Origin of the sequence: Streptococcus sp. Marseille-Q6488 (genome assembly GCF_946902925.1) — a bacterium.
Classification (GTDB): Bacteria; Bacillota; Bacilli; order Lactobacillales; family Streptococcaceae; genus Streptococcus.
Window position 1 is genome coordinate 109,635 of the sequence record NZ_CAMPPZ010000005.1, and the last position, 16,651, is coordinate 126,285.

The 16,651-nt window shown below is 40.1% G+C and carries 8 protein-coding genes and 3 pseudogenes; 10 read left to right on the top strand and 1 reads right to left on the bottom strand.

Going from position 1 to position 16,651, the window contains the following annotated elements; translation table 11 throughout:
* Nucleotides 1-3: 3 nt before the first annotated feature.
* The 5 genes and pseudogenes from OVN23_RS02175 to pheT all read left to right on the top strand — a co-directional run bounded on the left by OVN23_RS02175 (nucleotide 4) and on the right by pheT (nucleotide 7,899).
* The gene (locus OVN23_RS02175) at nucleotides 4-1,842 is read left to right on the top strand and encodes a beta-glucoside-specific PTS transporter subunit IIABC (RefSeq protein ID WP_267240319.1); all 1,839 of its coding nucleotides are present in this window, start codon (nucleotides 4-6) and stop codon (nucleotides 1,840-1,842) included.
* Between the two features lie 12 nt (nucleotides 1,843-1,854).
* Nucleotides 1,855-3,270 carry a glycoside hydrolase family 1 protein gene (locus tag OVN23_RS02180; RefSeq protein WP_204185180.1) on the top strand — a complete coding sequence of 472 codons (1,416 nt, stop codon included), beginning with the start codon at nucleotides 1,855-1,857 and terminating at the stop codon, nucleotides 3,268-3,270.
* 591 nt (nucleotides 3,271-3,861) lie between these two features.
* On the top strand, nucleotides 3,862-4,908 hold the full coding sequence (pheS, locus tag OVN23_RS02185; RefSeq protein WP_001818763.1) for a phenylalanine--tRNA ligase subunit alpha: 1,047 nt from the start codon (nucleotides 3,862-3,864) through the stop codon (nucleotides 4,906-4,908).
* Nucleotides 4,908-5,417 (top strand): annotated as a pseudogene (locus OVN23_RS02190) (GNAT family N-acetyltransferase). Before pheS ends, OVN23_RS02190 begins: the two are co-directional and overlap by 1 nt.
* A 76-nt stretch (nucleotides 5,418-5,493) precedes the next feature.
* Entirely contained in the window at nucleotides 5,494-7,899 is a 2,406-nt protein-coding gene (gene pheT / locus OVN23_RS02195) for a phenylalanine--tRNA ligase subunit beta (RefSeq protein WP_267240323.1), read from the top strand.
* A 171-nt stretch (nucleotides 7,900-8,070) separates the two neighbouring features.
* Here pheT and OVN23_RS02200 read toward each other — a convergent pair whose 3' ends face one another.
* Nucleotides 8,071-9,072 (bottom strand): endonuclease/exonuclease/phosphatase family protein, encoded by a 1,002-nt coding sequence (locus OVN23_RS02200; protein WP_173282615.1) that lies wholly within the window; start codon nucleotides 9,070-9,072, stop codon nucleotides 8,071-8,073.
* A 147-nt stretch (nucleotides 9,073-9,219) separates the two neighbouring features.
* On the opposite strand from OVN23_RS02200, the pseudogene OVN23_RS02205 reads away from it, so the two are divergent.
* The 5 genes and pseudogenes from OVN23_RS02205 to pnp form a co-directional block, all read left to right on the top strand.
* Nucleotides 9,220-9,648 (top strand): annotated as a pseudogene (locus OVN23_RS02205) (helix-turn-helix domain-containing protein); the annotation flags it as partial.
* A gap of 58 nt (nucleotides 9,649-9,706) precedes the next feature.
* Nucleotides 9,707-10,000 (top strand): annotated as a pseudogene (locus OVN23_RS02210) (helix-turn-helix domain-containing protein).
* Between the two features lie 367 nt (nucleotides 10,001-10,367).
* Entirely contained in the window at nucleotides 10,368-12,617 is a 2,250-nt protein-coding gene (gene metE, locus OVN23_RS02215) for a 5-methyltetrahydropteroyltriglutamate--homocysteine S-methyltransferase (RefSeq protein ID WP_267240325.1), read from the top strand.
* A gap of 102 nt (nucleotides 12,618-12,719) precedes the next feature.
* The gene (metF, locus tag OVN23_RS02220; RefSeq protein ID WP_262081797.1) at nucleotides 12,720-13,586 is read left to right on the top strand and encodes a methylenetetrahydrofolate reductase [NAD(P)H]; all 867 of its coding nucleotides are present in this window, start codon (nucleotides 12,720-12,722) and stop codon (nucleotides 13,584-13,586) included.
* 839 nt (nucleotides 13,587-14,425) lie between these two features.
* Nucleotides 14,426-16,639, top strand: a complete 2,214-nt coding sequence (gene pnp, locus OVN23_RS02225; protein WP_267240326.1) for a polyribonucleotide nucleotidyltransferase — start codon at nucleotides 14,426-14,428, stop codon at nucleotides 16,637-16,639.
* Nucleotides 16,640-16,651 lie beyond the last annotated feature (12 nt).

Here is a 16,651-nt window from a genome sequence, read left to right on the forward strand (position 1 = left end):
ACCATGAGTTATAAAGATACGGTACAAAAAATCCTCGATGTAATTGGAGGCGAAAAAAATGTCAATAGAGTTACCCATTGTGTAACACGTTTAAGATTAGAATTAAAAGATGAAAATTTAGTCAATGATGATGATGTGAAGAAGATACCAGGTGTAATAGGTATTATGAAAAAGAATGGGCAATATCAAATTATACTTGGTAATGATGTAGCCAATTATTATAAAGAATTCATTAAACTTGGCAATTTTGAAACAGATTCAGTTGATCAAGGGCATAAAGGGAATATTTTAGAAAGAATCATTGAATATATCGCTGGTTCCATGACTCCAATCATTCCAGCAATGTTAGGGGGAGGTATGTTGAAAGTCTTGGTAATCATTTTACCAATGCTTGGTATATTGCAATCAGATTCTCAGACTATTGCTTTTTTGACATTTTTTGGGGATGCTCCATATTATTTCTTACCGCTGTTATTAGCTTATTCTGCATCACAAAAATTAAAAGTAACATCTACGTTAGCTATGTCTGTAGCAGGTGTACTTCTCCATCCAAATTTTGTTCAAATGGTGCAATCAGGGAATCCTCTTAGTTTATTTGGTGCACCTGTGACACCAGCTAGTTATGGTTCATCAGTCATTCCAATTCTTATTATGGTTTGGTTGATGAAATATATTGAAAAAATGATTGCTAAATTAACACCAGCTGTTACTAAGAGTTTTTTGCAACCTACGCTAGTATTATTAGTATCAAGCTTTATTGCCTTAGTTGTAGTCGGACCTATTGGAGTAATTGTTGGTGAAGGATTATCAAATCTAGTTGGGCACATGTACGGTGTAGCTGGATGGCTTACATTAGCTATTCTTGGTGCTATTATGCCATTTATTGTTATGACTGGAATGCATTGGGCTTTTGCACCTATTTTTTTGGCGGCATCTATTGCTACTCCAGACGTATTAATTCTTCCAGCAATGTTAGGGTCAAACTTAGCTCAAGGGGCTGCTTCGATGGCTGTTGCATTAAAGAGTAAAAATAATAATACAAAACAAATTGCTTTTGCAGCAGGTTTCTCAGCCTTACTTGCAGGAATTACCGAACCTGCATTATATGGTGTGACTTTAAAATATAAAAAACCGCTTTATGCAGCTATGATTGGTGGTGGATTAGCGGGATTATTTGCAGGTCTTACTAGTGTTAAAGCGTATCTATTTGCTGTCCCATCTTTGATAGCGTTGCCTCAATTTATTTATTCTGATGCACCATCAAATATTGTAAATGCTTTAATTGTGGCGGTCATTTCGGTTGTTATTACCTTTGTATTAGCTTATATATTTGGAATCGATGAAGAAGAGAGTTCTAGTAATTTAGAAGTTGAAGCTGGAGTTTCAAATAAAAAAATGATATTTTCTCCTATATCAGGAGAAATCATTCCGTTAAGCGATGTCCAGGATAAAACATTTGCAGATAAACTAATTGGAGACGGAGTAGCGATTATCCCAAGTGAAGGTAAGGTTTATGCACCATTTGATGGGAAAATTACAAATATTTTTCCGACTAAGCACGCAATTGGATTGAAGAGTGATGAGGGTGTTGAGTTACTAATTCATATCGGATTAGATACTGTTGAGCTAAAAGGTCAAGGTTTTATTAGTCATGTAGAAGAAGGAGACAGAGTTTTCAAAAATCAGTTGATTTTTGAAATGGACTTAAATTTAATCAAGAGTAAAGGCTACGAAACAGTTACACCAGTAATTGTAACGAATACCAACGATTTTCTAGATGTATTAGTGTTACCTAATAATCAGACAATCGAGCATTCTAAGGAATTACTGGTAATATTATAATGGAGGAAAGTTATGACCATTTTTCCAGATGATTTTCTTTGGGGTGGAGCTGTTGCAGCTAATCAAGTAGAGGGAGCATATAATGAAGATGGTAAGGGATTATCAGTTCAGGATGTGTTACCCAAGGGTGGATTAGGAGAAGCAACAGAAAATTCTACAGAAGATAACTTAAAATTGTTAGGTATTGATTTTTATCATAAATATAAGGAAGATATATCCTTGTTTTCTGAAATGGGCTTTAATGTTTTTCGTACTTCTATTGCATGGAGTAGAATTTTTCCAAAAGGAGATGAGGAAGAACCTAACGAAGCTGGTTTGAAATATTATGATGAATTATTTGATGAACTACATGCTCACGGGATAGAACCACTTGTAACTCTTTCACACTATGAGACTCCATTATATTTAGCAAGAAAATATCATGGATGGATTGATAGGAGAATGATTCATTTTTATGAAAAATTTGCTCGAACAGTTTTAGAAAGGTATAAAGATAAAGTTAAATATTGGCTTACATTTAACGAAGTAAACTCTGTTTTGGAATTACCGTTTACTAGTGGAGGAATAGATATACCTAAGGAGAATCTTTCGAAACAAGAATTATATCAAGCTATACATCATGAATTAGTCGCCTCGAGTTTGGTTACAAAAATTGCTCGTGAGATTAATTCAGAGTTTAAGGTGGGGTGTATGGTATTAGCTATGCCAGCTTATCCAATGACTCCAAATCCAAAAGATGTATGGGCGACTCATGAGTATGAGAATCTAAATTATCTATTTTCAGATGTGCATGTTAGAGGTTATTATCCGAATTATGCAAAAAGATATTTTAAGGAACATGACATTAACATAGAGTTTGCAGCTGAAGATGCAGAGTTATTAAAAAATTATACTGTAGATTTTTTATCCTTTAGCTATTACATGAGTGTGACTCAATCTGCTCTTCCAACACAGTATAATTCAGGAGAAGGGAATATTATTGGTGGCTTAGTAAATCCTTATTTAGAGTCTTCTGAGTGGGGATGGCAAATTGATCCAATTGGACTACGTATAATTTTAAATAGATATTATGACCGTTATCAAATTCCATTATTTATAGTGGAAAACGGATTAGGTGCTAAAGATCAACTAATAAAAGATGAATTTAATAACTTAACCGTCCAAGATGATTATAGAATTCAGTATATGAAAGAACATTTATTGCAAGTAGCTGAAGCTCTACAAGATGGTGTGGAAATTATGGGCTATACGTCTTGGGGATGTATTGACTGCGTTTCTATGTCCACTGCACAGCTTTCTAAGAGGTACGGTCTCATTTATGTTGATCGAAATGATGATGGAAATGGCACATTCAATCGATATAAGAAAATGTCCTTTACTTGGTATAAAGGAGTGATTGAATCAAATGGAGAATCCTTATTCAAATAGTTTGTTTATTGATTATTAGATATTATCACGGTTAAGGCAGCATCTCATTAAATATGAAATAAAGAGGTTTGAAAGACATCAAATTCTAAACCTCTTTATTTTATAGGGGGATTAATTAATTTAATTTTGTTACAGAGAGCCGATTATAAATAGTTAACTTAGGATAGATTGGTTATATATAGTAGACTGAATCTAAAATAGTACGAAACAATTGCTAAAACATTTATAGAAATTAATTTTACTTTCCCAATCGATTTGTTCTCATCTTATTTCAATCCGCTATAAAGTTAGATAAGAATAAGCTAACAAGCAGAAGTAAGATAGGTCTTGCAAGAATGGTAAAAATCTGATAAACTAAGTAGTAATTGAATAGGAATCTGAAAGACTAGTAGCCCAAGGGAAGTATATCAGGGAGGAGAGCCGTGACTGCAAGCTCTCTATATGAAAGCTGGGTGAATTCACTTGCGCATGGATTTAGAAATGAAGGTCTGACTTGTCAGATGAAAACGGATGGTACCGCGTGTCAACGCTCCGAGTGGAGTTTTTGGCATGTGGTTTTCTTTTTATCTACGAGAGACTGATGGAGGAAATATGTCAACTATTGAAGAACAATTAAAAGCGCTTCGCGAAGAAACGCTGGCTAGCTTGAAGCAGATTACTGCTGGAAATGAAAAAGAGATGCAAGATTTGCGTGTCTCTGTCCTTGGTAAAAAGGGTTCGCTCACTGAAATCCTCAAAGGGATGAAAGATGTTTCTGCTGAGATGCGTCCAATCATTGGGAAACACGTCAATGAAGCTCGTGATGTCTTGACAGCTGCCTTTGAAGAAACAGCTAAGCTCTTGGAAGAAAAGAAAGTCGCAGCTCAATTAGCAAGCGAGAGTATCGATGTGACCCTTCCAGGTCGTCCAGTTGCGACTGGTCACCGTCACGTTTTGACACAAACCAGTGAGGAAATCGAAGATATTTTCATTGGGATGGGTTACCAAGTCGTGGATGGTTTTGAAGTGGAGCAAGACTACTATAACTTTGAACGTATGAACCTTCCCAAAGACCACCCAGCTCGTGATATGCAGGACACTTTCTATATCACAGAAGAGATCTTGCTCCGTACTCATACATCTCCTGTGCAAGCGCGTGCCATGGATGCTCATGATTTCTCTAAAGGGCCTTTGAAAATGATCTCGCCAGGGCGTGTCTTCCGTCGTGATACGGATGATGCGACCCACAGTCACCAGTTCCACCAAATTGAAGGCTTGGTTGTTGGGAAGAACATTTCTATGGCAGACCTTCAAGGAACCCTTCAATTGATTGTGCAAAAAATGTTCGGTGAAGAGCGTCAGATCCGTCTGCGTCCATCTTACTTCCCATTCACAGAGCCATCTGTTGAGGTGGATGTTTCTTGCTTCAAGTGTGGTGGAGAAGGCTGTAACGTATGTAAGAAAACAGGTTGGATCGAGATTATGGGGGCCGGTATGGTTCACCCACGTGTCCTTGAAATGAGTGGTATCGATGCGACTGTTTACTCCGGATTTGCTTTTGGTCTTGGACAAGAGCGTGTAGCTATGCTCCGTTACGGAATCAACGATATCCGTGGATTCTACCAAGGGGATGTCCGCTTCTCAGAACAGTTTAAATAATGATTAGAAAAGTAGAAATAGCAGATGTTGGGGTATTGGCTAAAATTGCCAAACAAACCTTTCGTGAAACATTTGCTCATGATAATACAGAAGAGCAGTTACAGGAATACTTTGAAGAGGCTTATAGTCTGAGAGTTTTGTCAACTGAGTTGGAAAATCCAGAATCCGAAACCTATTTCATTATGCATGAAGAGGAGATAGCTGGTTTTCTCAAAGTCAACTGGGGAAGTGCTCAGACTGAGAGAGAATTAGAGGACGCTTTTGAAATTCAACGTCTCTATGTGCTACAAAAATTCCAAGGATTTGGATTCGGTAAGTAACTGTTTGAATTCGCTCTTGAACTTGCTACAAAAAATAGTTTTTCTTGGGCTTGGCTAGGTGTTTGGGAGCATAATACAAAAGCTCAAGCCTTTTATAATCGATATGGTTTTGAAAAATTTGGTCAACATCATTTTATGGTTGGTCAAAAAGTAGATACGGATTGGTTACTGAGAAAGAAATTAAGGTAAGAAGAGGATTCTTCTATTGAAATGATAGGAAAGGAAAAGAACCAGAGTGGCAACGGTCATTCTGGAGAACTAAATTATGCTTGTATCTTATAAATGGTTAAAAGAATTGGTGGATATTGATGTTCCATCACAAGAGTTGGCTGAAAAAATGTCAACTACAGGGATCGAGGTCGAAGGTGTGGAATCACCTGCTGCCGATCTCTCAAAAATTGTCGTCGGTGAGGTCTTGTCTTGCGAAGATGTGCCAGAAACTCACCTCCATGTTTGTCAGGTTAACGTTGGCGAAGAAGAAGCCCGTCAAATCGTCTGTGGTGCCCCAAATGTGCGTGCAGGCATCAAGGTCATGGTGGCACTTCCGGGAGCTCGCATTGCTGACAATTACAAGATCAAAAAAGGGAAAATCCGCGGTTTTGAGTCACTTGGGATGATCTGTTCACTTGGTGAATTAGGAATTTCTGACTCAGTTGTACCTAAGGAATTCGCAGATGGCATCCAAATCTTGCCAGAAAATGCCGTTCCAGGTGAGGAAGTCTTCTCATACCTAGACTTGGATGATGAAATCATCGAACTTTCTATCACACCCAACCGTGCAGATGCCCTTTCTATGCGTGGGGTGGCTCACGAAGTAGCAGCTATCTATGATAAGGCAGTCAACTTTAAAGAATTTACTCTTTCAGAAACTGACCAAGCTGCAGCAGATACTCTTTCTGTAGGTATTGAGACAGACAAGGCGCCTTATTATGCAGCTCGTATCTTGGACAATGTGACTATTGCATCAAGTCCACAATGGTTGCAAAATCTTCTTATGAATGAAGGTATCCGTCCAATCAATAACGTAGTGGACGTGACAAACTATATCCTGCTCTACTTTGGTCAACCTATGCATGCTTTTGACTTGGACACCTTTGAAGGCAATGACATCCGTGTACGTGAAGCGCGTGCTGGTGAAAAATTGGTGACTTTAGATGGTGAAGAACGTGACTTGGACGTGAATGACTTAGTTATCACTGTCGCAGACAAGCCAGTAGCCCTTGCAGGTGTCATGGGAGGTCAAGCAACAGAAATCTCTGAAAAATCTAGTCGTGTTGTCCTTGAAGCTGCAGTCTTCAATGGTAAATCAATTCGTAAGACTAGCGGTCGCCTCAACCTTCGTTCTGAGTCCTCTTCTCGCTTTGAAAAAGGTATCAATGTGGCAACAGTCAATGAAGCCCTTGATGCGGCAGCTAGCATGATTGCCGAACTTGCAGGTGCGACGGTGCGTAAAGGCATCGTTTCAGCAGGTGAACTTGATACCTCTGATGTGGAAGTTTCTTCAACGCTTGCTGATGTTAACCGTGTCCTTGGTACAGAACTTTCTTACGCGGATGTAGAAGATGTCTTCCGTCGTCTTGGATTTGGCCTTTCTGGAAATGCAGATAGCTTTACAGTCAGAGTCCCACGTCGTCGTTGGGATATCACTATCGAGGCAGACCTCTTTGAAGAAATCGCTCGTATCTATGGTTATGACCGCTTGCCAACTAGCCTTCCAAAAGATGACGGTACAGCTGGTGAATTGACTGTGACACAGAAACTCCGTCGTCAAGTTCGTACCATCGCTGAAGGAGCAGGACTGACAGAAATCATTACCTATGCTCTGACAACTCCTGAAAAAGCAGTAGAGTTTACAGCTCAACCAAGTAACCTTACAGAACTTATGTGGCCAATGACAGTGGACCGTTCTGTCCTCCGTCAAAATATGATTTCTGGTATCCTTGATACAGTTGCCTACAACGTGGCTCGTAAGAACAAAAACTTGGCTCTTTACGAGATTGGAAAAGTCTTTGAACAAACAGGCAATCCAAAAGAAGAACTTCCAAATGAGATCAACAGCTTTGCCTTTGCCTTGACAGGCTTGGTTGCTGAAAAAGATTTCCAAACAGCAGCAGTTCCAGTTGATTTCTTCTATGCTAAGGGAATCCTAGAAGCCCTCTTTTCTCGCTTGGGATTAGAAGTTACCTATACAGCTACAGCTGAGATTGCTAGCCTTCACCCAGGTCGTACAGCAGTCATTTCACTCGGTGACCAAGTTCTTGGTTTCCTTGGCCAAGTGCATCCAGTCACTGCTAAGGCTTACGATATTCCAGAAACGTATGTGGCTGAGCTCAACCTTTCAGCCATCGAAGCTGCTCTTCAACCAGCTGCTCCATTTGTGGAAATCACCAAATTCCCAGCAGTTAGCCGTGACGTTGCCCTTCTCCTTAAGGCAGAAGTGACTCACCAAGAAGTTGTGGATGCTATCCAAGCTGCCGGCGTGAAACGTTTGACAGATATCAAACTCTTTGACGTCTTCTCAGGAGAAAAATTGGGACTTGGTATGAAGTCAATGGCTTATAGCTTGACCTTCCAAAATCCGGAAGATAGCTTGACGGACGAAGAAGTCGCACGCTACATGGAAAAAATCCAAGCATCACTTGAAGAAAAAGTGAATGCAGAAGTGCGTTAAACGATAGTAGGATACAAATTCCCCCTCTAGTTTATGAACACTAGAGGGGTGATTTTATATAATACTCAATGAAAATCAAAAAGCAAACTAGGAAGCTACCGTAAACTGTACTTGAGTACTGTAAGTCGACGCTGACGTGGTTTGAAGAGATTGTCGAAGAGTATAAAATAATTAAAATGTGATTTCTGTAAAAATACATCTATGATCAGAGTTTTGAAAACTTACAATGTCTAAATCTTTAACATAGTAGTGGTTTTTAGGCAATAAAATATGATCTATTGTTGCATTAAAAAGTTTTGGACTTTGGCTATTCCAAGTTCCTCTTTCAAAAGGTGGAAGTGCATTTAATGCGTCCCTATGAGAGCTTATTTTTGCAAGTGCTCCATGACGCATAGTTGCATTAAAGTCACCTGCAATAATAGCCTTTGGATATTTTGAAGCCAGTTGATTATGAATGATGTTTAAGTCTTGCTTCCAGATTTCCATTAAACCTGGCAGAGGAGGAGCAGTATGCAAAGCAATGATATCTGGTATATTTTGTTTTCTCGAATGTAATACAATTGTCCCGAATCGTGTTGTATGAAAAGTTTCAGCTTTTGCATAGAAATCGTAACTTTTCTTGACAATCACAGTCACAGGAGCTATTCCACTGTCAGTAGGTGGAGAAGTGAAAATATCATAGTTGGCCATAGAAAGTCCAACTTGATGAAACAATAGTTTGATTCTCTGGTTTTCTTGCTCACCTCTGATATTGGTAGCTAGTTCAGGGAATATAGCCATATCGGCATCAAAATGGCTAAAAATTCGCTCAATATGTTGTGATTCTATTTGATTAGCGACGTTCCAAGTTACTAACTTTAAGGTTTTAGTTTTATTGGATGCGGAAGAAAGAGTTTTATCTGTTCCGAATAATAGTAATATGAACGATAGTAAGAGCAAGATGCCAGAGTAAAACCGTATTTGTTTATTTTTCTTGTAAAAAGATAGGGAAAAAAATACGAAACTTAAAATAGAAGCCATAGTTGCAGTAGCTAAGGGGAAGGCATAAACCTGTGCCAAGATAGGTTGGGTAGATAGCCAAATGTTAAGATTAGAAGATGGGAAAAAAGAATAAGCTATGATAGGGATAGCGAAGAGAATGACAGAAAAGCCAGAGAGAAATATTTTAATCATTGTATGAGTACCTCGATTTGCAATGGTTGTTCGGAGCTAATGTGACTTTACTTGATTGATATTCTTTTTCTTGTCTTCCTCATAGATTAAGTACAACCCAAGTAAAAAAAGTCCAATTTAAGATTGAAATGATTAAAAGGCACAGAAATGCAAGACAATTATACTACAAAAGGTAAACATTTGACAATCGATAGTCGTTGCTTAATCGAACGATGGAAAAAAGAAGGGAAATCAAATAGAGAAATTGCCTCTCTACTTGGAGAAGGGCACTTCAAAGAGGTTTATTCTGCTGACTATGTTCAACAGTCTTATGAACACAATCGCAAGCGCTCGGTCAAGAAATCAAGCTTGACCAAGGAACTAAAGGAAAAGATTCTCCACTATCATAACCAAAAATTTTCGACTGAAATGATGGGGATGGCTAAAGGGGTTAACGTGGAAATTTCAACCATTTACTATTGGATTCATCATGGAAAATTGGGGTTAAGCAAACAGGATCTGCTTTATCCTAGAAAAGAAAAATCTGTTAAGAAACAAGCTAGCACCAATTTTAAACCCGCTGGTCAATCTATCAAATCATATTCCGCTCATTTTTTCAAAAAATACATAGATCTAAAAGAAAGAGGGTTAAGTGATGAAGAATAGCGCTATTGGGAGTAATTGGAAGGATGTCCGACCTCAACTCTTTAGCAAGGAGGAAATTCTTGAAAGTGATATGCGAGTGGCTATTATGAGTGAGTTGATAGAAGCTAGACACGAGCAAGGTATCAGTCAGAAAAAGCTAGAAGAACTTAGTGGAGTGAGCTAGCCTGTCATAGCTAGGATGGAAACAGGTAAGACTAGCCCCCAGTTGGATACGGTATTGAAAGTTTTAGCCAGTTTAGGAAAGACACTAGCAGTCGTCCCTCTCGAACAGGAAAAGAGTTGATTATAGTAGACTCATACTCAATGAAAATCAAAGAGCAAACTAGGAAACTAGCCGCAGGCTGTACTTGAGTACGGCAAGGCGACGTTGACGCGGTTTGAATTTGATTTTCGAAGAGTATTATAGTCTTTTCTAATAACAAGCCATAGTCACTTATAAGAATTACTAATAACGCGTTTGGCCAGTCTAACTGAAATAGAGCTATAAAACAAGCTACATAAAGGATTTGAGACATTTGTCCCAGGTCTTTTTCTTTTGTCTAAAAAAGTGATATAGTTTTAAACTATACCAAAGCCTAATTTTTTACAATTATACAGATGATTTCTTTTCTGTTAAGATAGTTTCAACAACAAATTTTGGAGGACACATCATGTCAACTACAATCATCGGTTTCCCTCGTTTGGGCGAATTCCGCGAATTAAAATTTACAACTGAAAAATACTTTAGAAAAGAAATCTCAGAAGAAGAACTTTTAGCAGCAGCAAAAGACTTGCGTGCGAAACACTGGAACATTGTCAAAGAAAAAGGCATCACTGAAATTCCATCAAATGACTTTTCTCACTATGACAACTTCCTAGATGCAGCTTTCCTTTTCAACGTGGTACCTGCATCCGTTCAAAACTTGGACTTGTCTGACCTTGAGCGCTACTTCGCTTTGGGTCGTGGTTACCAAGGAGAAAAAGGAGACGTTCGCGCCCTTCCAATGAAGAAATGGTTCAACACCAACTACCACTACATCGTTCCTAAATTTGAAAAAGACACTCAAGTCAAACTTGCAGGTCACAAAATCTTTGATGAGTTCCAAGAAGCTAAAGAACTTGGATTGAACACTCGTCCAGTTCTTGTAGGTCCATTCACTTTCCTTCAATTGTCAGACTTTGAAGAAGGCGTGAAAGCAGAAGACTTCGTAGACAGCTTAGTGGCTGCTTACCAAGAAGTTTTTGCTAAATTGGCAGAACTTGGTGCGACTCGTATCCAATTGGATGAAGCTGCTCTTGTCAAAGATTTGACATCTGAAGAAAAAGCCCTCTTCTTGAACCTCTACAACAAGCTTTTGGCTGACAAAAAAGGTCTTGAAGTCTTGCTTCAAACTTACTTCGGAGACGTTCGTGACGTTTACGCTGATCTTGTAAACTTGCCAGTTGATGCTATCGGTTTGGACTTCGTTGAAGGTAAGAAAACTCTTGAACTTGTTAAAGGTGGTTTCCCAGCTGACAAGACTCTTTATGCAGGTATTGTCAATGGTAAGAACATCTGGCGTAACAACTACGAAAAGAGCTTGGCTATTCTTGAGCAAATTCCAGCTAAAAACATTGTCTTGACAAGCTCATGCTCACTGCTTCATGTGCCATTTACAACAGCTAATGAGGAATTTGAACCAGCTATCTTGAACCACTTTGCCTTTGCAGTTGAAAAATTGGATGAGATTCGTGACTTGGATGCTATCCGCAATGGTCAAGGTGAAGAAGCTCTTGCAGCCAACAAAGAACTCTTTGCGACTGAGCGTGTGGGTGAAAATGCGGAGCTTCGTGCGCGTATCGCTGGCTTGACAGACGCAGACTACACTCGTTTGCCAGCCTTTGCAGAACGTGAAGCTATCCAAGAAGAAGCTTTCAAACTTCCAGCTCTTCCAACAACAACTATCGGTTCATTCCCTCAAACAAAAGAAGTTCGTGCTAAACGTTTGGCTTACCGTAAAGGTGAATTGTCTCAAGAAGAGTACGACGCTTTCCTTGCTGAAACGATCGATGAATGGATCAAATGGCAAGAAGATATCGACTTTGATGTCCTTGTTCACGGTGAATTTGAGCGTAATGACATGGTTGAGTACTTCGGTCAAAACTTGTCAGGTTACCTCTTCTCTAAAAATGGTTGGGTACAATCATACGGTATGCGCGGGGTTAAACCACCAATCATCTGGGGTGATGTCACTCGTCTTAACCCTATCACTGTTAAATGGTCTAGCTATGCACAAAGCCGTACAAACAAACCTGTTAAAGGTATGTTGACTGGACCTGTTACCATCCTCAACTGGTCATTCCCACGTGAAGACATCTCTATCAAGGATTCTACTCTTCAAATCGCCCTTGCTATCAAGGATGAAGTGCTTGACCTTGAAGCTGCTGGTGTGAAAATCATCCAAATCGACGAGGCTGCTCTTCGTGAAAAATTGCCACTCCGTCGTAGCGACTGGTACGAAGACTACCTTGACTGGGCAATTCCTGCCTTCCGCTTGGTACACTCAACAGTAGCGCCAGATACTCAAATCCACACTCACATGTGTTACTCAGAATTTACAGATATCATCCCAGCTATCGACAACATGGATGCGGACGTTATCTCATTTGAGGCAAGCCGTTCAAACCTTGAAATCTTGGACGAACTCAAAGCGAAAAACTTCCAAACAGAAGTGGGACCTGGGGTTTACGATATCCACTCACCTCGTGTGCCAAATGAAGGCGAAATCGACCATACAATCGAAGCCATCCTTGCTAAAGTGCCAAGCAAGAAAGTTTGGATCAACCCTGACTGTGGTTTGAAAACACGTGGTATTCCAGAAACAAAAGAAAGCTTGATCCGCCTTGTTGAAGCAGCTAAAGCTGCGCGTGAGAAATTGTAAGATAAGGATTTCTCTAGAAGCACTGTTTGGTCAATCTGCCTGTTTCATTTGGATTCTAAGAGTCCAGCTAACGAAAAAATCAACTAGAAAAGGATAATGACTATGTCACGCCAAACACCGTCACTCTCATTTGAAGTGTTCCCTCCAAACCCAGCCGTGGGTAATGATAACATTATTTCTGCTCTTCAAGATATGCAGGAGTTGGCTCCTCACTTTATCAGTGTAACTGCCAGCAATAATAAATTTAATATCAAGGAAACGACGGTTCGTTTGGCTGACTTTATCCAAAATGACTTGGTGATTCCTACTATTGCTCACTTGCCAGCCATCTATTTGACCAAGGATAAAGTTGCTGAAACTATTGCAGACTTGGACAAGGTTGGGGTGCAGAAAATCTTGGCTCTTCGTGGGGATATTATTCCTGATGTGGAACCACAAAAGGATTTCCGCTACGCAACTGACTTGATCGAGTTCATCAAGGAACAAGCCCCTCACTTTGATATTGTTGGTGCTTGTTATCCAGAAGGCCATCCAGATTCATCAAATCAGATTTCAGATATTCAAAATCTTAAGAAGAAAGTGGATGCAGGCTGTTCGAGCCTTGTAACTCAGCTTTTCTTTGACAATGAGCGCTTCTATGATTTCCAAGACAAGTGCATCTTGGCTGGGATTGATGTTCCTATTCATGCAGGGATTATGCCAATTCTGAATCGAAATCAGGCTCTCCGCCTCTTGAAGACTTGTGAGAATATCCACCTTCCACGCAAATTTAAAGCCATCTTAGACAAGTATGAGCATGACCCTGAGTCGCTCAGAGCAGCAGGACTTGCCTATGCAGTGGACCAAATCGTGGACTTGGTAACTCAGGATGTGGCTGGTGTGCATCTCTACACCATGAACAATGCGGATACAGCAAAATACATCCACCAAGCGACCCATGCCTTGTTTAATCATCAGTCTCTAGGATAATAAAAAGCAAACCATTCTTCTCAAGTGAGGGGAATGGTTCCTTTTTCATGGTAAAGACCGCACTTTTTAAGAAAAATATGATAAAATAGACTCTGTACGTACTTGATACAAAGATGAGGGTATATAGGTTGTAGAAGTTTGTTTAAAGTTGATTATTTTTTAAGCAAAATCTGATAATGTGTGTCTCAAAAAATACGAACGGAGTGAGTATTAAAAGATATTTCACGCTATAGTGGTATCCTAGATGATAACAAGGTTATTATTTAAGACGGGATTTTTGAGAGTAAAATAGTTCGGGAAACTATTTTAGCCTGAGCATAGAAATGAAAAGGCGAAGTAATTAAAAATTACCATTGAAATTCCATTGGATTTCTAAAATCATCCATTGGATAATTTTATCTCCCGTCCGCACTATTTCAGGGAAATATCAAAAAGATACTTAATTGAATTTTGGCCTCATTTCTTAGGAAAAAAGATAAGCTTCCTAGCACTCATCGAGTGCGGCGTCACCTTCCTATTTTTCTACAGAAATGTTCGGCAAGCCGAACCGTCCAAAATATCTTGTGTAACTGAACACGCCTACAACTCTGTGGAAAAAGATAAATCTACCTAGGAGCATTCGCTCCGTCGTTCGATTTCCTATTTTCCTTTGAGTTGCTTAACGGCTTAGTATCTTGAGTAATTGAACACGGGCTAAATCCCTAGTGAAAAAGATAGATTTCCTGGTGTACATGGTACACTGCGTCAATCTCCTATTTTCATACGGGATTCTTCACGTCCTTGGTATCTTGATCTTTGTAGGCAAGGCGTATAATTTCATCAATCCAAAGGGGATTAAAATGACAAAACAAGTGTTTCAAACGACTTTTGCAGGTCGTGAGTTAATTGTAGAGACTGGTCAGGTTGCTAAGCAGGCAAATGGCTCTGTTGTTGTACGTTACGGTGAGTCAACTGTCTTGACTGCAGCCGTTATGTCTAAGAAAATGGCAACTGGAGATTTCTTCCCACTTCAAGTCAACTACGAAGAAAAAATGTATGCAGCTGGGAAGTTTCCTGGTGGCTTTATGAAACGTGAAGGACGTCCTTCAACGGATGCGACTTTAACAGCACGTTTGATTGACCGTCCAATCCGTCCCATGTTTGCGGAAGGTTTCCGTAACGAAGTGCAAGTCATCAACACTGTGCTTTCTTATGACGAAAATGCTTCTGCACCAATGGCAGCTATGTTTGGTTCATCCTTGGCTCTTTCTATCTCAGATATTCCATTTGACGGTCCAATCGCTGGTGTCCAAGTGGGCTATGTGGATGGTCAAATCATCATTAACCCAAGCCAAGAACAAGCAGAGCAATCTCTCCTTGAATTGACAGTAGCTGGTACCAAGCACGCCATCAACATGGTAGAGTCTGGTGCCAAAGAATTGTCAGAAGAAATTATGTTGGAAGCTCTTCTGAAAGGGCACGAAGCAGTCAAAGAATTGATTGCCTTCCAAGAAGAAATCGTTGCTGCTGTCGGTAAGGAAAAAGCAGAAGTGGAATTGCTTCATGTAGATGCTGAATTGCAGGCTGAAATCATCGCAGCCTACAACAGTGACCTCCAAAAAGCTGTCCAAGTAGAAGAAAAATTGGCTCGTGAAGCTGCGACTCAAGCAGTTAAGGACCAAGTAACTGCTGTTTACGAAGAAAAATATGCAGACCATGAAGAATTTGACCGTATCATGCGTGATGTGACTGAAATCTTGGAACAAATGGAACACGCTGAAGTGCGCCGTTTGATCACAGAAGATAAGGTACGTCCTGATGGTCGTAAGGTTGATGAAATCCGTCCTTTGGATGCGGTTGTTGACTTCCTTCCTCGTGTACACGGTTCTGGTCTCTTCACTCGTGGACAAACTCAGGCTCTTTCAGTTTTGACCTTGGCCCCAATGGGTGAAACTCAAATCATTGATGGTTTGGATCCAGAGTACAAGAAACGCTTTATGCACCACTATAACTTCCCACAATACTCTGTAGGGGAAACAGGTCGTTACGGTGCGCCAGGTCGTCGTGAAATCGGTCACGGGGCTCTTGGTGAGCGTGCTCTTGCTCAAGTTTTGCCAAGCTTGGAAGAATTCCCATACGCTATCCGTCTAGTAGCAGAAGTCTTGGAATCAAATGGTTCTTCTTCTCAAGCTTCTATCTGTGCGGGAACGCTTGCCCTTATGGCTGGTGGTGTGCCAATCAAGGCGCCAGTAGCTGGTATTGCCATGGGTCTCATCTCAGATGGAAACAACTATACAGTATTGACCGATATCCAAGGTTTGGAAGACCACTTTGGAGATATGGACTTTAAGGTTGCAGGTACTCGTGACGGGATTACAGCCCTTCAAATGGATATCAAGATTCAAGGGATTACTGCAGAAATCTTGACTGAAGCTCTTGCCCAAGCCAAGAAAGCGCGTTTTGAAATCCTTGATGTGATTGAAGCAACCATTCCAGAAGTTCGTCCAGAATTGGCTCCAACTGCTCCGAAAATTGATACTATCAAGATCGATGTGGACAAGATCAAGATTGTCATCGGTAAGGGTGGAGAAACCATCGACAAGATTATCGCTGAAACAGGCGTTAAGATTGATATCGACGAAGAAGGAAATGTATCTATCTACTCTAGCGACCAAGATGCCATCAATCGTGCTAAAGAAATTATTGCTGGTTTGGTTCGTGAAGCCAAAGTGGATGAAGTTTACCGTGCTAAAGTCGTTCGTATCGAGAAATTTGGTGCCTTTGTTAACCTCTTTGATAAGACAGATGCCCTCGTTCACATTTCTGAAATGGCTTGGACTCGTACCAATAATGTCGAAGACTTGGTAGCAATCGGGGATGAAGTTGATGTTAAGGTTATCAAGATTGATGAAAAAGGACGTGTGGATGCTTCTATGAAAGCCCTTCTTCCTCGTCCTCCAAAACCTGAACGTGATGAAAAAGGTGAAAAGTCTGAGAGACCTCACCGCCCACGTCATCACAAGGACCACAAACCTAAGAAAGAATTTACAGAAACACCAAAAGATTCAGAATAAGAAAAGGAGAAA